The following is a 24,435-nucleotide window of genomic DNA, read 5'->3' on the forward strand; positions in this document are numbered from 1 at the left end:
GATCCCATTGCCCGGCGCCGACTCCGAAGAGCGCCGTGTGGCGCGTACTCTCCCCAACCGTGGCTGACCGCATTGAGGCGGTCGATTTGCGATTCACGGAGTTTGGGCGCGTGCCGAGACTCCGGAAGGTTTCGCATTTCGCATGTCCATTTCCAGTTCTGACCGTTCCGTCATGCCCGAGAACGACTCCAACGAGATCGTCGACGCCGAGGCCCTTGTGGTCACCGAAGCCATTGAGGCCATCGAGGCGGACGAGATCATCGAGGCCCTCGAGGCCGACGTGAGCAACACCGACGTCCACACCGACGACGAGTCCGTCGCGTCCGACGACTCCGACGAGTCCTTCGAGGACTCCGCCGCCGACTTCGACGACGACAGCGACGACACCGACGCCGACGCCGAGCCCACGCTCACCTTCAGCGACCTCGGTCTGCCGGACGGCATCGTGCGCAAGCTCGCCCAGAACGGCGTCACCGCGCCCTTCCCGATCCAGGCCGCGACCATCCCGGACGCCCTGGCCGGCAAGGACATCCTCGGCCGCGGCCGCACCGGCTCCGGCAAGACCCTCTCCTTCGGTCTGCCGACCCTGGCCTCGCTGGCCGGCGGCCACACCGAGAAGAAGAAGCCCCGCGCGATCATCCTCACGCCGACGCGTGAGCTGGCGATGCAGGTGGCGGACGCCCTCCAGCCCTACGGCGACGTGCTCGGCCTGAAGATGAAGGTCGTCTGCGGCGGTACCTCCATGAGCAACCAGATCTTCGCTCTGGAGCGCGGTGTCGACGTCCTCGTCGCCACCCCGGGCCGTCTGCGCGACATCATCAACCGCGGTGCCTGCTCCCTGGCGAACGTCCAGGTCGCGGTCCTCGACGAGGCCGACCAGATGGCCGACCTGGGCTTCCTGCCCGAGGTCACCGAGCTGCTCGACCAGATCCCCGGCGGCGGCCAGCGCATGCTCTTCTCCGCCACCATGGAGAACGAGATCGGCACCCTGGTCAAGCGCTACCTGACCAACCCGGTCACGCACGAGGTCGACAGCGCCCAGGGCAACGTCACGACCATGACGCACCACGTCCTCGTCGTGAAGCCGAAGGACAAGGCGCCGGTCACGGCCGCCATCGCCGCCCGCAAGGGCCGCACGATCATCTTCGTCCGCACCCAGCTGGGCGCCGACCGTATCGCCGAGCAGCTCGTCGAGTCCGGCGTGAAGGCCGACGCGCTGCACGGCGGCATGACGCAGGGTGCCCGTACCCGCGTCCTCGCCGACTTCAAGGACGGCTACGTCAACGCGCTCGTCGCCACCGACGTCGCCGCCCGCGGCATCCACGTCGACGGCATCGACCTGGTCCTGAACGTGGACCCGGCCGGTGACCACAAGGACTACCTGCACCGCTCGGGCCGTACCGCCCGCGCCGGCAAGTCCGGTGTCGTGGTGTCGCTGGCGCTTCCGCACCAGCGCCGCCAGATCTTCCGCCTGATGGAGGACGCGGGCGTCGACGCCACGCGCCACATCGTCCAGGGCGTCGGCGCGTTCGACCCGGAGGTCGCCGAGATCACCGGTGCGCGTTCGCTCACCGAGGTCCAGGCCGACTCCGCGAACAACGCCGCCAAGCAGGCCGAGCGCGAGGTCGCCGAGCTCACCAAGCAGCTGGAGCGCCTGACCCGCCGTGCCGGCGAGCTGCGCGAGGAGGCCGACCGCCTGGTCGCCCGCTCCGCCCGTGAGCGCGGCGAGGACCCTGAGGCCGCTGTCGCCGAGGTGGCCGAGGCCGCCGAGGCCGAGGTCGCGGCTGCCGCCGCTGCCGCCGCCGCCGAACTGGCCGCGCAGGAGCGCCGCGAGGAGCAGCGCGCCTCGCGTGACGACCGCGGCAACTTCGAGCGCCGTGACAACCGCGGCGGCGACCGCGGTGGTGACCGTGGCGGCTTCCGCGGCGGCGACCGTGACAACCGCGGTGGTGACCGCGGTGGTGACCGTGGCGGCTTCCGCCGCGACGACCGCGGTGGCGACCGTGGCGGCCGTCCGTCCGGTGGCTTCAACCGTGACGACCGTGGTGGCGACCGTCCGTCCGGCGGCTTCCGTCGTGACGACCGCCCGTCCGGTGGCTTCCGTTCCGGCGGCGACCGTCCGACCGGTGGCGGCTTCCGTCGCGACGACCGCCCCTCGGGTGGCTTCAACCGCGATGACCGCGGTGGCGACCGTCCCTCCGGTGGCTTCCGTTCCGGCGGCGACCGACCGTCCGGTGGCTTCCGTCGCGACGACCGCCCCTCGGGTGGCTTCAACCGTGACGACCGTGGTGGCGACCGTCCCTCCGGCGGCTTCCGTCGCGACGACCGCCCCTCGGGTGGCTTCAACCGCGATGACCGTGGTGGCGACCGTCCGTCCGGTGGCTTCCGTTCCGGCGGCGACCGTCCGACCGGCAACGGCACCTTCCGCCGCGACGACCGTCCGACCGGCGGCAGCTTCCGCCGTGACGACCGCCCGGCCTCCGGTGGCTTCCGCTCCGGCGGCGCCGGCGACCGTCCGTACGGCCGCCGCGACGACAACCGCCCCTCCGGCTCCGGCTCGACCGGTTCCACGGGTTCCTTCGGTGGCCGTCGCGACGACAAGCCGCGCTGGAAGCGCAACGGCTGATCCCGGCCTCCGCTCGGCCGGTCCGGCTGAACTGAACGCCTGACAGGGCCCCTACGACATCGTCGTAGGGGCCCTGTCGCGTCCGCGACCCGGCCCCGGCCGCCGGCCGACAGGCCGGGCACGCGATACCCGATCGGCTGACCGGCGCTGTCCGGCTATGCTCTGGGGTGAGCGCGTGGAGGGCCATTAGCTCAATTGGCAGAGCAGCGGACTTTTAATCCGTTGGTTGTCGGTTCGAGTCCGACATGGCCTACTCGTCGCAGCGTCGGCTGGGACGTTCTGGCGTGCTCGTTCTGTGGCCCGCCCGGGATCCTCCGGGCGGGCCACAGCGCTGTGTACGGGCCCACGACGCGGGTGATGCGGCGCGGGAGTTCCCGACAGCCGTGCTCTTCCCCGGTGTTCGGGCGCGTCCGGGGGCGCGGAAGCGGCTGCGCGGTTCCCGTGAAGGGTCGGCCTCCTGGGGCAGTTGTAGGGCTCTGACCTGCGGTGATGGCCCTCTCCTGGGCTGTCGGGAGGTTAATTGGCCGGGGCTTCCCCCCTGATGGCGTAGAGTTGTGTTTACCGACGCGGGGTGGAGCAGCTCGGTAGCTCGCTGGGCTCATAACCCAGAGGTCGTAGGTTCAAATCCTGCCCCCGCTACTCAGTACGAAGGCCCGGTTCCCCTTGGGGAGCCGGGCCTTCGTCGTGTTCCCCCGACCTGCCGTGCCGTCACCCGGTCGGCCTCCGCCGGGTCGCCCCGGAGGTACCCGGGCGCCAGCCTGGAGGGGGAAGGCGGCGGCGGCCCGCACCCGTGCGAGGACCGGGCGGCAGGAGAGCGGCGTGGCGGGGCTGGGCCAGCGGGACGGCGGGGAGCGCGCGGGCGGTGCCGGGAACGGCGGGGGTGCCGGGAACGCCGGGGGCGGTGCCGGGAACGGCGTGGCGCGCCGGGTCGTGCGGGTCCTGCCGGGCGCGCTGATCGCGCTGGGGCTCTTCTTCGACGTGATGACCCCGCCCAGTTTCACCGGGTCCCCCTTCTTCACGGCGGCTCCGCTGATCGCGGCGCCGCTGTTCAGCTTCCGGGCCACGGCGCTGACCGGGGCCCTGGCCTCGCTCGCGGTGGTCCTGCTGCACCTCCACAACGGCACCACCTGGAAGGTGGAGGCGATGACCGAACTGGCCACCGTCCTGACCGTGTCCGGGCTGGCGCTCCTGATCAACCGGGTGGTGCGGCGCAGCGGGGAGCGGCTCGCCTCGGCGCGCGGGATCGCCGAGGCCGCGCAGCGGGCGGTGCTGCCGACGCCCGCCGAGCGGATCGGCGGCCTGCACGTCTGCGCCGCGTACGAGGCCGCGCAGGCCGACGCCTTCATCGGCGGGGACCTGTACGCCGTCCAGGACACCCCGTACGGGGTGCGGCTGGCGGTGGGGGACGTACGGGGGAAGGGGCTGGGGGCGGTGGAGGCCGTCGCCGTGGTGCTGGGCGCCTTCCGGGAGGCGGCGGAGAGCGAGCCGACGCTGGAGGGCGTCGCGCAGCGGCTCGAGCGCGCGCTGGCCCGGGAGGGCAGCCGGCGGGACAGTCTGGACGCGGTGGAGGGGTTCACGACGTGCGTACTCGGTGAGATCCCCCCGGGGGCGGAGGTGCTGCGGCTGGTGAACCGGGGCCACCCCGAGCCGCTGCTGCTGCACGCGGACGGCAGACTGGCCGTCCTCGCCCCGGCGGACCCGGCCCTGCCGCTGGGCATGGGCGAGCTCGGGGGGTGGCCGGACCGGGCGCAGGAGTGGGCCTTCCCGGCGGGAACCACGCTGCTGCTGTTCACGGACGGCCTGACCGAGGCCCGGGACGGCGCGGGAGTCTTCTACGAACCGGCGGAGCGGTTGCGGGGGCGGGTCTTCCCCGGCCCCGACGCGTTGCTCAGCGCGCTCGGCAGCGATGTGCGCCGGCATACGGGCGGCGGGGCGACGGACGACATGGCCCTGCTCGCGGTGGGACGGCCGGCGCAGGGGCAGCCGGAGCGGCGGCGGACCGTACCGGTGGTGCCGCGGGACGACGGAATGTGACCGTCTGTGCGCGAAGAGACGCTCTCCGCAAGTGATGTGACGAACCATCATGTCGCGTCTGTGGCTGGAGGGGTGCCGGAATCGGTTGGGTTTTGCGGGTATTGATCAGGCTATGAGGCGGAAAGTGATGGCCAAAGCCACTCGGTGAGTGGCCGATTGGTGCGAACGATCAATCGCAACAGCTTGGAATCACTCCCCTGCGTCTATTACCGTTCGATAACGCAGCGCGGTCGTCGCGGCCGTCGCAAGAGACGGCGCCGTGCGTGTGTTCGCCATGAGGAGTGTGCCCCGGTGGCCTCCAACCTGCCCGCTCCCGAAGGCACCGAGATCCAGGAGCAGCCCACTGCGGGTGCCTGGGGCGAGTGGAATCCCACCGAGGACTCGGTCCGTCCGGTCCGCGGCAAGCACCGGGTGGCCCGGCAGCGCGGCGGACTCGCCCGCAGCTCCACCGTGCTGGGCGTCGGCGTCATAGCGGCGGTCGGCGCGGGCGGCATCGCCACGGCGCAGGACCGGCCCCAGGTCGCGATATCCCTGCCCTCCCTGCCCTCGCTGTCGGACGTGATGGACACGGGATCCTCCGGCGGCAACGCGCGCCAGGAGGACGGCGGTTCCGGCGGGGCGGCCGCCGCGGCCGCCGGGAGCGGGATCATCCCGCGCCAGGCGGACCGGGGCACCGACGCCGGAGAGGTGCTGCGCAACCGCATCCTCCAGCAGGCCGAGTCCCAGCAGGACGCCGCCGAGGCGCAGGTCCGGGCGGAGGCCGAGCGGATCGCCCAGGAGGCCGCCGCCGAGGAGGCCAAGGCCAAGCGCGAGGACGCCCGCAAGGCCGCGGAGAAGGCGGCCGCCGAGGCGGAGGCGAAGACCGTCCGGGAGGCGGCGCAGGCCCGCGAGGCCGCGGAGGCCAAGGCGGAGCAGGCCCAGCAGGCGGAGCGGGCCGAGCGGGACCGCGCCGCCACACCGTCCGGCGCCTACTCCCTGCCCACGTCCGCGTACACCCTCACCTCCCGCTACGGGGCCTCCGGCTCGATGTGGTCCTCCGGGCACCACACCGGTCTCGACTTCGCCGCCCCGACCGGCACTCCGGCCAAGGCCGTGGCCGCGGGGAAGATCGTCTCGGCCGGCTGGTCGGGCGCGTACGGCTACCGGATCGTGCTGGAGCTGGAGGACGGTACGGAGGTCTGGTACTGCCACCTGTCCTCGATGTCGGTGACCTCGGGCTCCGTCGCCCCCGGCGAGACCATCGGCCGTGTCGGCGCCACCGGCAACGTGACCGGCCCCCACCTCCACCTGGAAGTGCGCACGGGCGGATCGACGGTGGACCCGATGGCGTGGCTGAACTCCAAGGGCCTGAAGGTCTAGGGCGTCTGCGCCCTACGGCCCCGGGACGGGCCTGGTCCGTCCCTCCGCGAAGGGCGGCCTCGGACCCGGTACGCCCGTCGTGCCCGGTACGCCCGTGCCGCCCGCCCGTGCCGGCGTACCCGCGGCGGCCATCGGTCCGGGGCGGTACGGCGCGTCGTACGAGGGCGGCAGCAGTTCCTCCATGGCCGCCGCCCGGACCAGCGCGGGTCCCGCCGTCGCCCGGCGCTGCCAGAGCCGGTGCAGCAGTTCCCGCTCCCGTCCGGCGAAGTCCGCGTGCCCCGGCGGGCCACCGCGGCGGGCCCGGTTGCGCAGCAGTGCCAGGGCGGCCGCGTCCGCCTCGTACCGGGCGACCGCCCGTCCGGCGGCCCGGCCCCCGCTGCGCCGGGCCAGGGAGCGGGCCAGTGCCCGGGCGGGCATGGAGGCCAGGGCCGGAACCTCGGCGGGAGCGAGCCAGCCCGCGGCCGCGTACACGGCGAGTTCCCCGGCGACGGCCCGCAGCCGGCGCCGCCGTATCCGTACGGCCAGCCACACCAGCAGCCCGAACACCGGAGCCATCACGCAGCCGTAGATCACGTAGAACCCGTACGCGCCGAACCGCGACGAGCCGTTCCACAGCGCGTGCAGGCCCATGGCGGCCGCCAGCCCGAGGAGCGGCAGACCCACCCGGGACGCGCGGCGGGAGGCGAGGGCCGCGGCGCCGAAGCCGAGGCCGGTCAGCACGGTGAACAGCGGGTGCGCGAACGGCGACAGCACCACGCGGACGAAGAAGGTCGCCGCGGTGACCGAGTCGAGCACGGGGGTGCCGTGGGCGAGGTCCTCGTCGAAGGCGGTGCCGAGGTAGAGGATGTTCTCGGTGAAGGCGAAGCCGGTGGCGGTGAACCCGGCCACGACGAAACCGTCGGCGGGGCCGGTGAAGTGCCGTCTGCGGAACACGAACACCAGCAGCAGGGCGGCCGCCTTGGCGCTCTCCTCCACCACCGGGGCGATGGCCACGGAGCCGAGCTGGTCGGCGTCGGAGGGGTCCGCGGTGGCCGCGGCTATCCACTGGGTGGCGAAGCTGTTGGCCAGTATGGCGATCAGCGCGGCGGTACAGGCGCCCCAGCCGAAGCAGAACAGCAGTTGGTGCCGGGGCGCGGGCGCGGCCCGCCCCAGCCACCGGAAGGCCGCCAGGAGCGGCGCCACCGGCACCAGGGCCAAGCCGAGGCCGACGAGGAACCCGCGCGTACCGGTCTGCTCCCGCACGAGTTCGAGGATCGAGACGCCGGTGACGGCGAGCAGGACGACGAGCACGCTCGTGCGGACCGCGCCCGACGGACGTGCGAGCACACGGGGGAGCGCTCGGAACACGTCATGACCCTACCGAGCCGGTCCGACACGGGCGGTGACGTTGTCAGTTCTGCGTGCGACGGAAGAGCAAGTCGTGTACGAGGTGGCCCTTGTCCAGGCCCTGGCCCTCGAAGCGGGTCAGCGGGCGGAACCCGGGGCGGGGCGCGTAGCCGCCGTCCTCCTGGGTGTTCTCGAAGTCGGGGTGCGCGGTGAGGACTTCGAGCATCTGCTCGGCGTACGGCTCCCAGTCGGTCGCGCAGTGCAGCACGGCTCCGGGGGCCAGCCGCGTCGCGGCCAGGGTGAGGAACTCGGGCTGGATCAGGCGGCGCTTGTGGTGGCGGGCCTTGGGCCACGGGTCGGGGAAGTAGACGCGCAGGCCCGCCAGGGAGTCGGGCGGCAGCATCTCGCGGAGCAGGATGATGGCGTCGCCGTTGGCCACGCGGACGTTGGTCATCCCGCCGCGCTCGGCGAGGGCCAGCAGGTTGCCCTGGCCGGGCGTGTGGACGTCGGCGGCGAGGATGCCGGTGTGGGGGTCGGCGGCGGCCATCTGGGCGGTGGCCTCGCCCATGCCGAAGCCGATCTCCAGGACGACGGGGAGGCCGTCGAAGAGGGCCTTCAGGTCGAGGACGTCGTGGCCGTCGATGTCGAAGCCCCAGGTGCCCCACAGGCGCTTGAGGGCTTCGCCCTGGCCGGTGGTGACCCGGCTGCGGCGGGGCTGGAAGCTCCGGATGCGCCGCTCGTGGTGCGAGCCGGCCGGGTCCGGCGAGGGGCCGTCGGGGAAGCGGGGCTCGGTGCGCCACTTGGGCGGCACGTACGAACCCGCCTCCGGCGCGGTGTCCGGGAGGCGGGGCGACTGGGGGTTCAGGGACTCAGGCACAATGCGCTGATTCTACGACGGGACCCCGCACCTGGCCGCTCGGCCGGCGAGCCCGTCCACCCCGCCGGCTCCTGCGAGGCCCACCCCGCCCGGCGGGGCCACAACCGGACCCCGCCGGAGTTCGGGGGACACGACACAGCCTCGCCGGCGTTTGAGGCGCGGGGTCCGTGGCGGAGCGCCGGGTGCCGGTCAGCCGCGCGGGCCCGGCGTTCCGGAGTCCGGGGGCACGGCCCCCGGGGGCCCGGTCAGGCCGAGCCGAGGGTTCGAAGAGCTCGGGCGGCGATCTCGCGGCCGATCGGGAGCGAAGCCGTCGCGGCCGGCGACGGTGCGTTCAGGACGTGCACCGTGCGCGGCGCCTCCCGGATCAGGAAGTCGTCCACCAGGGTGCCGTCGCGCAGCACCGCCTGCGCGCGGACCCCGGCGCCGGCGGGGCGGAGGTCCTCGGGGGTGACGGCCGGCAGCAGCCGGCGCACGGCCTGGGCGAAGGCCCGCTTCGACAGCGAGCGGTGGACCTCGCCCGCGCCGTACCGCCAGTGCCGCGCGGCCATCCGCCAGGAGCCCGGCCAGGCCAGCTCCGAGGCCACGTCCAGCGGCCGGACCGTGCCCCAGTCGTAGCCCTCGCGGGCCAGGGCCGGCACGGCGTTCGGGCCGACGTGGACACCGCCGCCGATGCCCCGGGTGAGGTGGACTCCGAGGAACGGGAACGCCGGGTCCGGCACCGGATAGACCAGGCCGCGGACCAGGTCCGGCCGGTCGAGGTCGTAGTACTCGCCCCGGAAGGGGATGATCCGCATGCCCGGGTCGTCCCCGGCCAGCCGGGCGATGCGGTCGCACTGCAGGCCCGCGCAGTTCACCAGGACCCGGGCCCGGACCACCAGCCCGGACGTGGTGCGCACCGCCACCGCCGAGGCGCGGCGGGAGATCAGGTCCACCGCGCCGCCGTAGACGATCTCCGCGCCCGAGGACTCCGCCAGCTGCGCCGCGACCCGCCCGTAGTCCACGATCCCGGTGCTGCCGACGTGGATCGCGGCCAGGCCCCGCACCTCGGGCTCGTAGTCCGAGATCTGCGCCGGGCCCAGCTCGCGGACCGGGATGCCGTTCTCCCTGCCGCGCTGGACGAGGGCGTGCAGCCGCGGCAGCTCCTCGCGCTCGGTGGCGACGATCAGTTTGCCCGTCACCTCGTGCGGGATGCCGTGCTCCGCGCAGAACTTGACCATCTCCGCGGCGCCGCGCACGGCGAAGCGCGCCTTCAGCGACCCCGGGCGGTAGTAGATCCCGCTGTGGATCACACCGCTGTTGCGGCCCGTCTGGTGCCGGGCGGGCCCGGCCTCCTTCTCCAGGACGACCACACGGGTCCCCGGAGCCAGGCGCGCCAGGGCGTGCGCCGTCGACAGGCCGACGATCCCGCCGCCGATCACCAGCACATCGCAGTCCACACCGCCGCCCACGCTGACACCTCCCACCCCTGCATACTGCACCCCGCCACCGACAACACGACTACGCGGGGGCCACCAGCAGCGGGCGGGCCCGTTCGCGCAGCTCCGCGACGCGCGGCTCGTCCCCGTACGGTTCCAGCCGGTGGAGCAGGTCCCGTACGTATTCGGTGGTCCGCGCGGACGAGATCCGGCCCGCCACCTCGACCGCCCGGGTGCCCGCCGCGCACGCCGCGTCCAGATTCCCCGATTCCAGCTCGGCAACCGCGCTCACGACCAGCCGCAGCCCGTGCGAGCGCACGTACTCCTCGGTGGGCCGGGACAGCGCCTGCTCGGTGAAGCGCCTGACCTGGCCGGGGAGTTTGAGATCCCGGTAGCATTCCGCCGCATCGGCCGCGAACCGGTCATAGGAGTAGAAACCAAGCCAGGTCGGATCCGGGTCGCCGGCGCGGGCGCGCTCCAGCCAGCCCTCGGCCGCCCGCAGCGCCGCCCCGGCGGCGGCCGAGTCGCCCGCCTTGGCGTGCGCGCGGGCCTCGACGAGGCGGAAGAAGCTCATGGTGCGGGCGGTGGCGAGGCCGCGGTTGCGCTCGACCGCGGCCTGCGCGAGGTCCACGCCCTCGTCCGGGAAGTCCCGGTAGGTCGCCTGGAGGGACATCGAGGCCAGGACGTACCCGCCGAGGGGGACGTCCCCGGCCGCACGGGCGAGCCGCAGCGCCTGGATGTAGTAGCGCTGGGCGGCCTCCTGCTGGCCGGTGTCGAAGGCCATCCACCCGGCCAGCCGGGTCAGTTCGGCGGTCGCGCCGAACAGCGCGCGCCCCACCTCGTCGGTGTACGAGCCGAGCAGCAGCGGCGCCGCGTCGACCCGCAGGCACTCCGGGACCATGGACGAACGCCAGTCCCCGCCGCCGTACTTGGAGTCCCAGCGGCGCGCGTCCTCGGCGGCCTCGCGCAGCTTCGCCACGTCGCTGTGGCCCACGCGCTGCGGGGCCGGGTCGGACGACTGCGGCTGTGACTGCGGCTGAGGCTGAGGCTGGAGCGGCTGATGCGCGGACGGTTGCGGTTCGGGGCCGGCGGGGCCCGCGGGCCCCTGCTCGCCCGACGGCTGTACGGGCACCGCGACGGCCGCCGGGGCCGGGCCCGCCGGGGCGGGGGCCGGGCCCGCGGGCTCCCGTGCCACCGAGCCGTCCGCGGGGGATATCAGCCACCGCGAGGCGGGCGTCGCGTACGCCGCGACGGAGAACGACCCCGCGAGCGACTGCCAGATCCCGCCACCGCCGCGCCGGCCGGCGAGGTCGAGCCGGTAGAGGTCGGTGGCCGAGCGCACCGCCGCGCCCATGTCCCGGGGAAAGGCGAGGCCGACCTCGGGCGCGGGGTCCGCGTCCGCCAGTCCGATCTCGTGCAGCGGCACCGGCCGCCCCAGTTTCGCGCCGATCGCGGCCGCGATCAGATGCGGGGCGGCGCCCTGCGGCACCATCCCCTTCGACACCCAGCGGGCCACCGACGTCTTGTCGTACCGAAGCGTCAGACCGCGCTGTGCGCCGAGATCGTTGACCCGCCGGGCCAGTCCCGCGTTGCTGATGCCCGCGAGGGCGAGGACGGCGCCGAGCTTCTCATTGGGCTCGCGGAGCTCCCTGGACATGCGCCACCCCTCGTCACACGCGGAACGCAGACGCCGCCGGGGCATAGGCGCCCGGCATTTCGTAAACCCAGCGTAGTTCCCCGCCTCCCAAGCGTTAAGGCCCCTCCGTCCGTATGGCGGGATTGTTGTCCGTTTGCACAGTCGGGCCCCGGGCCGGACCCGGGGCGCACGCGCCGCGGCGTGCTCCGGCCGTGTGGCCGTGCGCCCGCCCGTGCGCTCTGTCCCGTCCCGGGAAGCGGCGATTCGATGTGCGGTGCGTGGGTCGGCCCACTGCGCGGATCGGGCGGGCCGGGGGATGCCGTCACCTCAATCCCCGCGGGTGGCGGAACGGTCCGGGGGGCGGTTTCCGCCTCCCGCACCGCGCCCGCACAGCGGCTGCCGGGGTCACACCTCGGCTCTCGGTACGGTCGAAGAATGGCCGAAAGCGACCTATGGGACGGTGGGAACGGAACGCCAAATACCGCATGGTCGGGGCGTGTTCGTTTGCATGTGCGCCCCCTTTAACCCCTCTCGCACGCCTGTCCCGTGGCAGCATGGACCCGAGCCACCCGGGGTCCCGTCGGCCGCGCCCTCAGCGCCGTCCGTGCTGCCTGTGCCCCGGTCATGTGCCCACGGGCTGGGGAGGCGGCGGTGCGCTGGTTGGTGGGTTGGAGCAGTATCGCCGCGAGCTTCGGCACGGCCGGCCGCGTCTCCGGGCACGGCGCCGCACGGGCCCCCGGCCACGGGCCCCGGCACGGCTCCGGCCAGGGCGGATACGACTCCAACGGGCACGGCCCCCAGGGGTACGGCTCCAACGGATACGGATCCGACGGGTACGGATCCAACGGATACGGTGCCAACGGATACGGTGCCAACGGATACGGCCACCCCGACAGCGGCTACGCCGACGCCGGCGCCCCCCTCCGCGGCGGCATCGCGGACGCCGCTCACCCCGGTGACCCCGGCGCGGACGCCGAGCGCACCGTCCACCCCGTCGGCGCCCAGCTCCTGTGGGGCGACCCCGACCCCCTGTGGGCCGTCGGCGACTGGCGCCCCGACGAGATCCGCATGCTCACCGCCGACCCCGCCGACCCCTTCACCCGCCTCGCCGTCCTCGGCGTCTGCGGCGCCACCGACGCCGAGCTGCGCCGCGCCCTGTACGCCGCCCGCGGCGGGGCCCTGCGCCACCTCACCCAGTGGTCCGGCAGCTACACCGCCGTCGTCCAGGCCGGCCGCCGGATCACCGTCGTCGGTGACCTCGCGGGCGCCCGGCCCGTGTTCTACACGCCCTGGGCGAGCGGAACGGCGTACGCCACCGCCGCCCTCCCCCTCGCCGACCTCATCGAGGCGCAGCTCGACATCGGCCACCTCGCCGCCCTGCTGGCCTGCCCCGAGAGCCCCGAGGCACTGGGCGACGGCACACCGTACGCCGGAGTCCGGCGCATCCCGCCCGGGCACGCGCTCATCCTCCGCGAGGGCTCCCGCGAGATCACCGGCTACGAACCGGTGGCCTCCCTCGCGGTGGCCGCGCCCGAGGCCGACCCCGAGCGCGCCGTGGAGGGCGTACGCGAAGCTCTGGTGGACGCCGTGCGCGCCCGGCTCACGGCGCCGCGCCATGCCCCCGACGCGATGCCGCCGTACGATCCCGGCCCCGTACCCGGAATGGGCCCCGCCGACCGGCGCGCGGCCCGCGGCGCCCCGGCCCCCGGCGTCGGCGCCGACCTCTCCGGCGGCAGCGCCTCCGCCACCCTCGCCCTGCTCGCCGCCGGCCTGCCCGGAGCGCCGGGCACCCTGCTGAGCCCCGCCGGGGCCCGCTTGCTCGCGGTCACCTTCAACGACCTGGCCACCCCGCAGGGCCGCGAGCCCGAGATGGAGCGGGCCCACGCCATCGCGGCGGACCCGCGCCTGCACCACGTCGTCGTGGCCGCCGCCGAGGAGGCCCTCCCGTACGCCGACCTCGATGGGCCGCTGACCGACGAACCCGGCCCCTCGCTGGTGTTCGCCGCCCGCGAGCGGCGCCGGCTGGCCGCCGGCTCCGCCGACCACTTCACCGGCCACGGCGCCCGCCAGGTCCTCGACGCGCACCCGGCCCGCCTCGCCGACCTCCTGATGGACCGCCGGCGCCGGTACCTGCTGCGTCCGGTGGCCGCCCTGGCCCGCTCGGCGTCCGCGTCGGGCGAGTCGCTGCTGGTCCCGCTGACCGTGTACTCCGCCGCCCGCCGCCTGGCCCGTACGACCTACCGCGCGGGCATGGAGGCCGCGGCCGCCCGGCTCCGCGAGGGCGGGGTCGCCGTACGCCCCTCCGGCCCGGTGGACGCCTCGCTGGCCGCCCTGACCTGGTCCCGGCCCGGTCCGGCGGCGGGCTGGCTGACGGGAGAGGCGCTCGCGGAAGTATCGATCCGTCTCATCGCCGCGGCCGGCCGGCCGCCCCTGTCCCTGCGCCCCGGCGAGGCCCGCGCCCGCTCGGTGCTCGCCCGGCACGCCGCCGACCACCGGGTGTTCGAGCAGGCCGTGGAGGTCCGCAGCCAGCGCCTGCACGCCCCGTTCCTCGACAACCAGGTCGTCCGGGCCTCTCGCGCCCTCCCGGAATCCCTCCGGGTCCAGCCCGGGGCCCGGGCCGCGATCCTGCGCACCGTCCTGTCCTCGACCGGCGTCCGCGAACTCCCGCCCGGCTGGGGCGTCACCGCGCACACCCCGAACGAGACGGCGACCCGGCTGGGACTGCGGGCCGCCCTCGAAGAACTCCTGGCCCTGTTCGCCGCGCCGCTGCTCGCCGACGCCGGGCTCATCGACGCCCGGGTCGTCCAGCAGGCCCTGCTCGACGCGGCGGACGGCCGGCCGGTCCCGCTGGACGGGCTGGCGGAGCTCGTCTCCATGGAACTGTGGCTCGGCCGCCTCCTGGCCCGGCGGGGCACCTGCTGGACGGGCACCACGGCGGCCCGGCGGCGCGCGGTACCGGAAGGGGTGCCCGTACACCGTCCGGCGCTGTCCTGAGGGGTCGCACACCGGAGGATCACAGGGGGCACGGGCAGGGGCACGGGCACGGAAGGGCGGGCGGGATGAGCGACGCGGTGGACGCGATCGTCGGACAGTGGGCGACGGAGCGGCCCGACCTGAAGGACGACCTGTGGCCGGTCGAGGTCCTGGCCCGCATCCAGCGGATCAACCGGATCGCGGAGAGGCGGCTCAAGGGTTTCGCGGCCGAACGCGACCTGGAGGCGGGCGAGGTGGACATCCTCCTCACGCTCCGCCGGTCCGGGCCCCCGTACGCGATGACGGCCGGCGCGCTCGTCCCGGCCGCGATGGTGACCTCGGGCGCGATCACCAACCGGATCGACCGCATGGAGGCCAAGGGCCTGGCCCAACGGGTCCGGGACGGCCCCGACCGGCGCACCGTCCACATCCGCCTGACCGGGCGCGGCCTGGAACTCACGGAAGCCCTGATGACGGACCAGCTGCGCCACTACGGGGACCTCCTCGCCCCCCTGGACCCGGCCACCCGCACCACGGTGGCCGCCGCCCTGCGCACCCTCCTGGAGGCCGCGGGCGACAACACCTCCCAGCCGTAACGCCCCCTCCCCGCACGGACGGACGAAACCCGGCCCGCCCCCGAGCCCCCGAGCGGAACGCCCCGGGCGGTGCCGAACGCGTCCCCGGCCCCGGCCCTGACCGCCGACCGGGGTGCGGAACCCGGGTGAGCCCGGCGCGGGCCGGGGTGCCGGGGGCGGTCCCGGCCCTGACCGCCGAGGCGACGCGAGCCGGGGCCGCCCGGGGCGCGTGAGCCCGGGGCGCGTGAGCCCGGGGTGGCCCGGCTGCGCGCACCTACCGGGGGCTCTGCCCCACCCCGCTGCCCGCGCGCCGCGCGCGGGCAGCGGGGTGGGTGGCCCTGATCGGGACCGGCCTCGCCGAACGCGTCCCAGCGGGCCCCGCCGGGACCACCGCACGGCCTGGCCTGCGGGCCGTCGTCCCCAGCCGCCCCGACGGCTCCCGAGCCGACGGCGGCCGCTGCCACCTTCACCCCCGCGCCACCCTCCCCGCAGGGCTCAGCGGCAGCTGATCACGGCGTCGGCCCAGCTCGCCAGCGCCGGCAGGCTGCCCCCGCCGGCCCGCTCCACCACCAGCCGCAGCGACGTACGGCCGGTCAGCGGGACCTGCACCGCCACGGCCGGGTCCCGGTACCCCAAGGCGCCGGACTGCCACAGCCGCTGCCCGTCCGCGTACACGGAGAACCGCACCGTGGCGTCGGTGAACACCGACAGACCGTCCACCCCGGCCCGCGCCGAGAACGCGCCGCACTGCCGGTTCAGGGTGATCTCCACCGAGGAGTGGGAGTTCACGGTGATGCCGTGCCGGAACCGCCGGTCGCCGACCTCCAGCCCCCAGCGCTGCCACACCCAGCTGCTGCGCCAGGTCTGCACCTCCGGACCGGTGTGGTTTCCGTACGCGGAGTGCCCCAGCGAGGCCAGCTGGAAGCCCTGCGCGGGCTTCGGCGCGGGCGGTGTCGGCCTGGCCGGGGACGGAGAGGGCCGCACCCGGCTCGGCGACGGAGACGGTGACGGTGACGGAGCCGGCGCGGGCCGCGACGCCGCGGGCGAGGGCGCCGGGGACGCGGGCGCGGGCGGCTTCGACGGCGCGGGCGACGTCTTGCGCGCCGCCGGTACGGAGACCCGCGCGGCCGGCGGCTGCGCCACGGGCGGCTCCGGCTCCGGCGGTGCGGGCGCGGGGGAGTCCGGTACGACCGGCGCCGCGACGCTGGGCGCGGGCTGCGCCCGGGCCTGCGGCTCGGCATCGTCGCCGGTCAGCGCGAAGACCACCCCGGCGGCCGCGGCGACCGCGATCCCGGCGGCGATGGCGGCCTTGGCCGGCATCCCGAGCCCCTCGGACACCACGGCCCCCCCGGCCCCGGCTCCCGCCCCGCCCCCTCCAGCCGCCCCGGCGGCACCACCGGCCCCGGCAGCCCCAGCCGATCCACCGACGGCAGCCGATCCACCGGCAGCGGCCGACCCACCGACGGCGGCCGCCGCGGCCCCGGCCCCGCCGGCGGCGACGGCTCCCCCGGTGACGACTCCGGCCGCCTTGGCCGCGTACCCGGCGGCGAACCACCCGATGACCGCGACCGGAAGCAGCGCCGGAATGCCCGCGTTGACGTCCTTGAGCTCCCCGGCCGCCAGCCGGCACTTCACGCACTCCTCCAAGTGCTTGCGGAGCCCCCGCTCCGCCCGCATCCGCAACCCGCCGCGCGCGTAGGCGCCCAGCCGGTCCGCGTACCGCGCGCAGTCGCCGCCCTCGCTCAGCGCCGCACTCACATGGGCCTGGAGATACGCCTGCTTGAGCCCCTCACGGGCCCGACTGGCCAGCACCGCGGTCGCGTTGGCACTCAGCCCGAACAGCGGCGCGACCGCGCTCGGCGACGCCTCCTCCACGGTGGTGTGCCACAGCACGGCCTGCCACCGTTCGGGCAGGCTCCGGAACGCCTGCATGGCCAGCGACTGCTCCGCCTCACGCATCGCCCGTACGTCCGCGCCCAGTTCGAGCGTGTCGTCCCCGGACAGCCCGCCGAGGCCGCCGCCCTCCGCCCCCGTGGCCGCCTGCTCCGCGAAGACGGCGAAGTCCTCGACGAGCTGCTCCCGCCGGGCTGTCTTCGCCCAGGCCGCCGCGACCCTGCGGACGGTGGTCAGCAGGTACGCCCGCACCGACTGGTCCGGACCGGCCCCGCCCCGTACCGCCTGCAGGGTCCGCGCGAACACCTCGGCCGTGAGGTCGTCGGCGGTGTGCCCGTCCCGGCAACAGGTCCGCGCGTAGCGCCGTACGGAGTCGGCGTGACGTCGGAAGAGCTCCTCGTAGGCACCGTCGTCGCCGCCCCGCATCCGGGCGATCAGGTCGGCATCGGACGCGGGCAGGTCGCCCCCGGGCGTTCCGGCCGCACCGGCGCCCCCGGAGCCGGCAGCGGCGGCGTGCCTCCCGCCCGGTTCCCGCTGGGCCGGCACCTGCCGGGCGGGCAGGCTGCCCGCCTCGACCTCGCCACCGGCTCCGCCGGCGCCACCGAGTGGCTCTTCCCGCCCGTCAACGCCCATCGAGGAAGCCCCCGCACGACACACTCAACCGGTACACCGATCCAGCGTGGCACACGGCGGACACGCGCCGAGCCGCTCTCCGCACCATCCACTCGTCCGGGCACACTTCGGCCAACCGCCGTGCCGTTCACGGGCTGTTCGAGCGGACCGCCGCCCGCGCCCGCGACCACCGACGGACCGAGACACCGCCCGCCCGGACCACCCACCCGCCGGACCGAAACCGCCCGCCCGGACGGCAAGCCCGCCCGCCCGGCCGTTCAGCCGTTGCTCACACCGTCCGGGACCGCAGTCCCTCGAGCAGGATGTCGAGCAGACGGGTGGAAGCCGCCGCCTGCTGCGCCGGGTCGGGCAGCGCGGGCGCCGCCGTCGCTATCACCAGCAGCACGTCGGCCACCGTGACGTCACCGCGCAGCTCACCGGCCCCCCTGGCCCGGTCCACCAGCCGGCCGACGACCTCCAGCAGCGCACCCGCGCCCGCGTCCTGCGAGGGCTCGTCCTCGGCGGCCGGGCGCGCGCCCACGACCCGCAGGTCCGGCCCGGCCGGGGCCACCTGGGCCTGGCGCTGGTGCGGAACCCGCGCCGCCTCCGCCTCCTCGACGCCGTCCTCGCTCGCCGAGCCGACCCGCAGCACCTGCGGCGGCAGCAGCCGCCCGGCGCCCGAGGCGACGGAGGTGCGCAGGAAGCGCGACAGCGCCTGCCACGGCTCCTCCTCCTGGCCCAGCGCGGTCCTGGCCTGCTCGGTCAGCCGGGCGGTCTCCTCCTCGGCTATCCGCCGCACCAGGACGTCCTTGCTCGGGAAGCGCCGGTACACGGTGCCGACACCGACCCGCGCGCGCCGCGCCACGTCCTCCATCGGAGCGCCGTAGCCCAGCTCGCCGAACACCTCGCGCGCCGCGCGCAGGACGTGCTCCAGATTGCGCTGCGCGTCGACGCGCAGCGGCGTGGAGCGGCCTACGCCGTGCGTGGTGGCGCCGTTCGCGACAGCACGACCGCCGGTCTCGACCGAGAGTGCGGTCGCAGAACCATGGAAATCGGAAATGTTCATGTGTATCCCCCGGTAATCATTTGTCTCCCCCCGGAGACACTCCCCGCCTTCGCGTCGAGGGGGCCACGGTCAGCTGGGCCCGGTCCTACTCCTCGACGAGATACGAACATAGTTGAGCCAGAGTCAATTCAGAAGAGGCAGCCCCGGACGGACCACCGCCCGATCGGAGCATTCACCCCCACTTTTCCCTTCCGTACCTCCGGAATCAGTCATTCCGCACCTTCTGACCTGCACTCCTGTACCCCCACCCGACACCCGGGACCACTCCGTCCCGGTACTCACTCCGGTCACACAATGTGTCGGGGCTGTGGACAAACTCCCAGCCACGATGCGTCATGGGGTGGTGAAGGCTGCTAACTCACGGGGCACGGCCCCCGGTACTCCGCCCCGTACGCGCATCCTGATCGTCGGCGGCGGCTACGTCGGCATGTACACGGCGCTCCGGCTCCAGCGAAGGCTGAGAGCGGGCGAAGCCGAGATCACGGTGGTCACCCCCGAGCCGTACATGACCTATCAGCCCTTCCTCCCGGAAGCCGCCGCGGGCTCGATCTCCCCCCGCCACGTCGTGGTCCCCCTGCGCCGCGTCCTCGACAAGTGCCGCATCGTCATCGGCGAGGCCAAGCGCATCGACCACGCCAAACGCACCGCGACCGTCACGACCCTCGCCACCGAAGAGGAGAAGACCGGCGCCGTCGAGATCGAGTACGACGAGCTGGTCCTCGCCCCCGGCTCCGTCTCCCGGACCCTCCCCGTCCCCGGACTGGCCGAGTACGGCATCGGGTTCAAGACCGTCGAAGAGGCCATCGGCCTGCGCAACCACGTCATCGAACAGATGGACATCGCCTCCTCGACGCGCGACCCCGCCCTCCGCGACGCCGCCCTCACCTTCGTCTTCGTCGGCGGCGGCTACGCGGGCGTCGAAGCCCTCGGCGAACTCGAGGACATGGCCCGCTACGCGGCGCGGTACTACCACAACATCAAGCCCGAGGACATGAAGTGGGTCCTGGTCGAGGCCAGCGACCGGATCCTCCCCGAGGTGGGCCCCGAGATGGGCGTCTACACGATCCGCGAACTCCGCCGCCGCAACATCGACCTGCGCCTGGAGACCCGGCTCGAATCCTGCGAGAACCGCGTCGCCGTCCTCAGCGACGGCGCCCGCTTCCCCACCCGCACCGTCGTGTGGACCGCCGGCGTCAAACCGCACCCGGTCCTCGCCGCGTCCGACCTGCCCCGCAACGAGCGCGGCCGCCTCGCCTGCACCGCCTTCCTCACCGTCGAGGGGGTCGAGCACGCCTGGGCCGCCGGCGACGCCGCCGCCGTCCCCGACATCACCGCCGAGGAGAAGGGCCGCGAGTGCGCCCCCAACGCGCAGCACGCCGTCCGCCAGGCCAAGGCCCTCGCCGACAATCTCGTCGCGGCCCTGCACGGCGAGGTCCTCACCGAGTACGCCCACAAGTACGCCGGCTCGGTCGCCTCCCTCGGCCTGCACAAGGGCGTCGCGCACATCTACGGCCGCAAGATCAAGGGCTACCCCGCCTGGTTCATGCACCGCGCCTACCACCTCAGCCGCGTCCCCACCTTCAACCGCAAGATGCGGGTCCTCGCCGAATGGACCCTCTCCGGCCTCTTCAAGCGTGAGATCGTCTCCCTCGGCTCCCTCGAACACCCCAGGGCAGAGTTCGAACTCGCCGCCGGCGGCGGCCCCAAGGCCCCGCCCCCCGACCCCGCCCCCAACCCCCCGCAGGACAGCCAGGGCTGACGTTGTCAGTGCGGTCGGCCACACTGGACGTGTGACCATAGGTGGGCTCACACCTGCACAGAGTGACATCGTCCAGTCAGCGACCGACCACGAGCGACACAGCGACCACTTGCGACACCACGAGGCTTGAACGCAGTGAACTTCACGCGCTGGAGCGCCCGGTTCCCCGGAACACAGCGCCGGGCCGCCGCCCGGACCGAACACGCCGCCGCCCAGGCCAAGCGGGGTGAAGGCGCCGTCCCGGCAGCCCGCGGCGGCCGAGCCGACCCCGGCGGCGAGCGTCCCGCGCCCGCCGCCGACGGCTGCCCCGCCGAGCCCACGGTCTCCGGCCCGGGCACCGCCCCGCCCGCCACCGCGTCCCGTACGGGCGCTCCCGCCACGGTGCCCTCCCCCGACGAGCTGTCCGTACGCGAGGTCCTCGGCCGCCTCCCGGCCCTGGTCGCCCTCGTCCACGGCCCCGAGCACCGCGTCGCCTACGTCAACGACGCCTACACCGCCGGCTTCGGCGCCCGCCCCACCGGCGCCCCCGCGCACGAGGCCCTCCCCGAACTCGGCGATCTCGGCCTGCTCCCGCTCCTCGACCAGGTCCAGCGCGGCGGCAGACCCCGTACCGCCAAGAACCGCACCGCCCCCGGCGGCACCCACTCGTACACGGTCACCTGCACCCCGGTGGAGTTCCCCGACCCCGGCACCGACGGCGGCCGGCCCGCCCACCACGCCGGCGTCCTGGTCCACCTCGCCGACGTCACCGACCACGCCGAGGCCGTCGAACGCCTGCGCGCCAGCGAACGCCGCCAGCGCGAGGCCGCCGTCACCCTCCAACGCTCCCTCCTCCCCCAGGAGCTCGAACAGCCCGACGACCTCCGCGTCGCCGCCACCTACCAGCCCGGCGGCACCGAGGCCGCCGTCGGCGGCGACTGGTACGACGTCATCACCCTCGGCGCCGGCCGCACCGCCCTCGTCATCGGCGACGTCATGGGCCGCGGCGTCCGCGCCGCCGCCGTCATGGGCCAGCTCCGCACCGCCGTCCGCGCCTACGCCCGCCTCGACCTGCCCCCGCACGAGGTGCTCCAACTCCTCGACGGACTCGCCGCCGAGATCGACGCCAGCCAGATCGCCACCTGCGTGTACGCCGTCCACGACCCCAGCGAGGGCCTGCTCGCGTACGCCTCCGCCGGCCACCTCCCGATCCTGGTCCGCGACGAGGACGGCACCGTCCGCCGCGCCGCCGACCCCACCGGCCCCCCGCTGGGCACCGGCGGCTGGCTCCACACCTCCGGCACCATCGCGCTGGGCCCCGGCTCCACCGCCGTCCTCTACACCGACGGACTCGTCGAACGCCGCGACGAGGACATCGACGAGGGCGTCGCCGCCCTGGAACGCGCCCTCTCCGGCGCCCAGGGCAGCCCGGCCGTCATCTGCGACCGCCTGATGCGCGCGCTGGGCGTCGACGCCGACCACGACGACGACGTCGCCGTCCTGGTCCTCCAGCAGCCCGCCCGCACCGGAGCCGACGCCGAGCTCTTCCACAACGCCGCCCTCGAACTCCTCGGCGGCATCGAGGCGGCTCCCCGCGCCCGGGCCTTCGCCCAGGGCGTCCTCGCCTCCTGGCGCTTCCCGGTCGAACTGTGCGACCTCGGCGTCCTCGCCGCGAGCGAGCTCGTCGCGAACTCCCTCCAGCACGGCACCCCACCCATGCGCCTGCGGCTGCGCCGCACCGACCGCCGGCTGATCATCGAGGTCACCGACGGCGACGACCACCTGCCGCGCCGCCGCCGCGCCGAACCGGCCGACGAGACCGGCCGCGGCATCTCCATCGTCGCGACGATCGCCTCGTCCTGGGGCGGCCGCCCCCCCCGGGGGGGCGCCAAGGCCGTCTGGTGCGAGTTCGCCCTGCCGGACAAGCAGCCGTAGGACGCGAAAGGCCCCGGTCCACCGGACCGGGGCCTTCCCACCACATCTCTCCGTACGACGGCCCGCGACTACGCGTGCGCCGGCTCGGCGGCCTGCGCCGCGGGGGACGCGGTGTTCCCCTGCGCCACGATCCTGCTCGCCAGGGACGGGTTGTCCTGCACCGGGCTCAGCTGCTTTCCGAGCCGCAGCGCCAGCCACGCGATCCCCAGCGAGACGGCCACGAAGACGCCGATGTAGAGCATCGGAATCCCGGCCCCCAGCGGCACCCCCAGCGGCCCGAGCGCCAGCGCCATCTGCTTGACCAGCGCGAAGGCGGAGTTGTACTGGCCCACGGAACCCTCCGGCGCCAGGTCGGCCACCAGCGGGGCCAGGGTCGGCGACAGCATCGCCTCACCGATCCCGAAGAGCGCGTACGTGGTGATGAAAGCGGCGGCGGCCATCACGGCGCTCCCGTGACCCAGCCCCGAGAACCCGGCGATGACCCACGCCACGGTCCAGATCAGCCCGACCAGCGCGATGACCCGGGACCGGCGGCGCTTCTCGACCAGCCGGAGCACGACGAACTGGGCGACGACGATCGCACCGGTGTTGGCGGCGAGCGCGAAACCGAGCGTGGACGGGGAGATCCCGGCGGCCTCGGTGCCGAAGGCGGCGAGCCCCGACTCGAACTGCCCGTAACAGGCGAAGAAGATCACGAAGCCCAGTACCAGCAGCTTGACCATGGCCTTGTGCCCGAGCAGGCGCTTCCACGCTCCGCCGCCCGCCTGGGACGGGTCCCTCGGCACGGCGTCCTTGATGCTCGGCACGTGCGGCATGCGCACGGTGAGGATGACCCCCGCCAGCACCAGGAACATCACGGCCTCGATGCTGAACAGCAGGGTGAAGCTGCCCGGCCGGTGCTCGTCGACGATCTGGCCGCCGATGAGCCCGCCGATGCCCAGGCCGAGGTTCTGCATGAAGAACTGCAGCGCGAAGGCCCGCGTACGGGTGGACGGCGTCGAGCACCACACGATCATCGTGGCGAGCGCGGGCTGCATCACGGCCTGCCCGGCGCCGAGCGCCAGGGCGGACAGCAGGATCGGCACGACCCCGGTGGACAGCCCGAGCGCCAGCGCGCCCGCCGAGGCGACGAGGGCCGCACCGATGACCACGGGGACCGGACCGCGGCGGTCGATGACCCGCCCGGTGAGGGGCAGCGCGACAAGAGCCCCCAGCGCGAACGCCACGAACGCGCTCGTGGCGGCCATCGAGCCCAGATCTCGCACCTGCGCCACATAGATGTAGAGGAACGGAACCGTGAAACCGATGCCGAACGCGGTCAGCGCGTTCCCGGCCTGGATCCGCCGCATCGCAGCGCCCATCACCTTGGTCACTTCTCACCTGCCTTTGAGAGCTGAAGACTGAAGACTTCATACCTAAACTTCGATGCTTAACTCTACACATCGAAGGAGTTAGACGCCAACGAGCTCGTGCGATACTTCGGCCCATGGGTGACACCCCCGACGGCACTACGCCCGTCCACGAGCCGAGCCTCGATGAGCAGATCGCCGTCTACCAGCGCGAATTCCAGGACCTGGACCCTCAGGTGGAGAAGGTCGTCTCGGCCCTGAGCCGCCTGAACCGCCGGATGAACGTCGCGTACGGCCGCCAGACGGCGGCGCTGGGCATCAGCAACGCGGAGTGGGAAGTCCTGAAGGCCCTCGTCATCTCCGGCGCCCCGTACCGAATGGGCCCGAGCGAGCTGGCGAAGCAGCTGGGCCTCACGCCCGCGGCGATGACGCACCGGATCGACCGCATGACGTCGGAAGCTCTGGTCACGCGCGAGCGGGACGAGTCCAACCGCGTACGCGTGATCGTCGAGCTGACGGACGAGGGCCGGAGCAAGTGGCTGGACGCTATGCGGGCGGCCACGGTCTTCGAGGAAGACCTCCTCCAGGACCTCTCCACCGCGGAGCGCGGGGTGCTGGGAGACATGCTCACCCGCCTCCTGGACCGCGTGGAAGACCTGCAGTCGCCGAGCTGACCACAAGGTTTGACACGCCCGACACAAGTCCGTAAGGTTCTTCGAGTTGCCCCAGAGCCGGAAGGTTCTGCTGCCAACACATCCCGCCGCCTCGTCGCGGCACCTCAACTCAGCAAGATCTCCCACTGGGAACGTATTCGGCATGTCCGAATTCATTTCCAAACGTCGATTATGAATCGCCGGGGAAATCCACTAGAGTTCAGGAGTCGGAAGGGCCCAACAGCCCGGAAGGCAAAACCCACTGACTGGGAGTCAGGCCCGAAAGAGTCTGATAGAGTCGGAAACGCAAGAACAGAACGAAAGCCCGGAGGAAAGCCCGAGAGGGTGAGTACAAAGGAAGCGCCCGT

General features: G+C 74.1%; 15 protein-coding genes and 2 tRNA genes. 10 read left to right on the forward strand and 7 right to left on the reverse strand.

The window, feature by feature from the left end:
- The first annotated feature begins 142 nt into the window (after positions 1–142).
- From ABT106_RS09870 to ABT106_RS09890, 5 genes are all read left to right on the forward strand, one after another.
- The gene (locus ABT106_RS09870) at positions 143–2,626 is read left to right on the forward strand and encodes a DEAD/DEAH box helicase (RefSeq protein ID WP_502979284.1); all 2,484 of its coding nucleotides are present in this window, start codon (positions 143–145) and stop codon (positions 2,624–2,626) included.
- Positions 2,627–2,806: 180 nt separating this feature from the next.
- Positions 2,807–2,879 (forward strand) — tRNA-Lys (locus ABT106_RS09875).
- A gap of 312 nt (positions 2,880–3,191) precedes the next feature.
- A tRNA-Met gene (locus tag ABT106_RS09880) sits at positions 3,192–3,265 on the forward strand.
- 189 nt (positions 3,266–3,454) lie between these two features.
- Positions 3,455–4,660: a PP2C family protein-serine/threonine phosphatase gene (locus ABT106_RS09885; RefSeq protein WP_502979289.1), complete on the forward strand. Its 1,206-nt coding sequence runs from the start codon at positions 3,455–3,457 to the stop codon at positions 4,658–4,660.
- A gap of 291 nt (positions 4,661–4,951) precedes the next feature.
- Positions 4,952–6,019: a M23 family metallopeptidase gene (locus ABT106_RS09890; protein WP_502979286.1), complete on the forward strand. Its 1,068-nt coding sequence runs from the start codon at positions 4,952–4,954 to the stop codon at positions 6,017–6,019.
- Between the two features lie 12 nt (positions 6,020–6,031).
- On the opposite strand, the gene ABT106_RS09895 is transcribed toward ABT106_RS09890, so the two are convergent.
- The 4 genes from ABT106_RS09895 to ABT106_RS09910 form a co-directional block, all read right to left on the reverse strand.
- Positions 6,032–7,366 carry a PrsW family intramembrane metalloprotease gene (locus ABT106_RS09895; RefSeq protein ID WP_351274845.1) on the reverse strand — a complete coding sequence of 445 codons (1,335 nt, stop codon included), beginning with the start codon at positions 7,364–7,366 and terminating at the stop codon, positions 6,032–6,034.
- Between the two features lie 43 nt (positions 7,367–7,409).
- Positions 7,410–8,156 (reverse strand): tRNA (guanosine(46)-N7)-methyltransferase TrmB, encoded by a 747-nt coding sequence (gene trmB, locus ABT106_RS09900; RefSeq protein WP_351274871.1) that lies wholly within the window; start codon positions 8,154–8,156, stop codon positions 7,410–7,412.
- A 311-nt stretch (positions 8,157–8,467) separates the two neighbouring features.
- Positions 8,468–9,700 (reverse strand): L-2-hydroxyglutarate dehydrogenase, encoded by a 1,233-nt coding sequence (gene lhgD / locus ABT106_RS09905; protein ID WP_351274847.1) that lies wholly within the window; start codon positions 9,698–9,700, stop codon positions 8,468–8,470.
- 19 nt (positions 9,701–9,719) lie between these two features.
- Entirely contained in the window at positions 9,720–11,294 is a 1,575-nt protein-coding gene (locus tag ABT106_RS09910) for an NsdA family TPR-like regulatory protein (RefSeq protein ID WP_351274849.1), read from the reverse strand.
- A 630-nt stretch (positions 11,295–11,924) separates the two neighbouring features.
- Between ABT106_RS09910 and ABT106_RS09915 the strand changes: the two genes are divergently transcribed.
- Complete coding sequence (locus ABT106_RS09915; RefSeq protein ID WP_502979287.1) at positions 11,925–14,267, forward strand: asparagine synthase-related protein; 2,343 nt, start codon at positions 11,925–11,927, stop codon at positions 14,265–14,267.
- A 65-nt stretch (positions 14,268–14,332) separates the two neighbouring features.
- On the forward strand, positions 14,333–14,842 hold the full coding sequence (locus ABT106_RS09920) for a MarR family winged helix-turn-helix transcriptional regulator (protein ID WP_351274853.1): 510 nt from the start codon (positions 14,333–14,335) through the stop codon (positions 14,840–14,842).
- Positions 14,843–15,316: 474 nt separating this feature from the next.
- On the opposite strand, the gene ABT106_RS09925 is transcribed toward ABT106_RS09920, so the two are convergent.
- A complete protein-coding gene (locus ABT106_RS09925; protein ID WP_351274855.1) occupies positions 15,317–17,347 on the reverse strand; it encodes a sigma-70 family RNA polymerase sigma factor in 2,031 nt (676 codons plus the stop codon).
- A 268-nt stretch (positions 17,348–17,615) separates the two neighbouring features.
- Entirely contained in the window at positions 17,616–18,392 is a 777-nt protein-coding gene (locus ABT106_RS09930; protein ID WP_351274857.1) for a TetR/AcrR family transcriptional regulator, read from the reverse strand.
- A 328-nt stretch (positions 18,393–18,720) separates the two neighbouring features.
- Here ABT106_RS09930 and ABT106_RS09935 point away from each other — a divergent pair, with 328 nt between their 5' ends.
- Together ABT106_RS09935 and ABT106_RS09940 are read left to right on the forward strand one after the other, a co-directional pair.
- Positions 18,721–20,151 (forward strand): NAD(P)/FAD-dependent oxidoreductase, encoded by a 1,431-nt coding sequence (locus ABT106_RS09935; protein WP_351274859.1) that lies wholly within the window; start codon positions 18,721–18,723, stop codon positions 20,149–20,151.
- A gap of 135 nt (positions 20,152–20,286) precedes the next feature.
- Positions 20,287–22,065: an ATP-binding SpoIIE family protein phosphatase gene (locus ABT106_RS09940; protein WP_351274873.1), complete on the forward strand. Its 1,779-nt coding sequence runs from the start codon at positions 20,287–20,289 to the stop codon at positions 22,063–22,065.
- A gap of 68 nt (positions 22,066–22,133) precedes the next feature.
- Here ABT106_RS09940 and ABT106_RS09945 read toward each other — a convergent pair whose 3' ends face one another.
- Entirely contained in the window at positions 22,134–23,426 is a 1,293-nt protein-coding gene (locus ABT106_RS09945) for an MFS transporter (RefSeq protein ID WP_351274875.1), read from the reverse strand.
- 125 nt (positions 23,427–23,551) lie between these two features.
- On the opposite strand from ABT106_RS09945, the gene ABT106_RS09950 reads away from it, so the two are divergent.
- Complete coding sequence (locus ABT106_RS09950) at positions 23,552–24,088, forward strand: MarR family winged helix-turn-helix transcriptional regulator (RefSeq protein ID WP_351274861.1); 537 nt, start codon at positions 23,552–23,554, stop codon at positions 24,086–24,088.
- The last annotated feature ends 347 nt before the right edge of the window (positions 24,089–24,435 follow it).

Source organism: Streptomyces sp. NPDC002044, from assembly GCF_040296725.1.
Taxonomy (GTDB): domain Bacteria; phylum Actinomycetota; class Actinomycetes; order Streptomycetales; family Streptomycetaceae; genus Streptomyces; species Streptomyces antarcticus.

What these genes read in the sequence shown, in the direction of transcription:
- ABT106_RS09870 (WP_502979284.1), top strand. Translation starts at nt 143, where the DNA reads ATGTCCATTTCCAGTTCTGACCGTTCCGTCATGCCCGAGAACGACTCC.
- ABT106_RS09910 (WP_351274849.1), bottom strand. Translation starts at nt 11,294, where the DNA reads ATGTCCAGGGAGCTCCGCGAGCCCAATGAGAAGCTCGGCGCCGTCCTC.
- ABT106_RS09920 (WP_351274853.1), top strand. Translation starts at nt 14,333, where the DNA reads ATGAGCGACGCGGTGGACGCGATCGTCGGACAGTGGGCGACGGAGCGG.
- ABT106_RS09925 (WP_351274855.1), bottom strand. Translation starts at nt 17,347, where the DNA reads ATGGGCGTTGACGGGCGGGAAGAGCCACTCGGTGGCGCCGGCGGAGCC.
- ABT106_RS09930 (WP_351274857.1), bottom strand. Translation starts at nt 18,392, where the DNA reads ATGAACATTTCCGATTTCCATGGTTCTGCGACCGCACTCTCGGTCGAG.
- ABT106_RS09935 (WP_351274859.1), top strand. Translation starts at nt 18,721, where the DNA reads ATGCGTCATGGGGTGGTGAAGGCTGCTAACTCACGGGGCACGGCCCCC.
- ABT106_RS09945 (WP_351274875.1), bottom strand. Translation starts at nt 23,426, where the DNA reads ATGGGCGCTGCGATGCGGCGGATCCAGGCCGGGAACGCGCTGACCGCG.
- ABT106_RS09950 (WP_351274861.1), top strand. Translation starts at nt 23,552, where the DNA reads ATGGGTGACACCCCCGACGGCACTACGCCCGTCCACGAGCCGAGCCTC.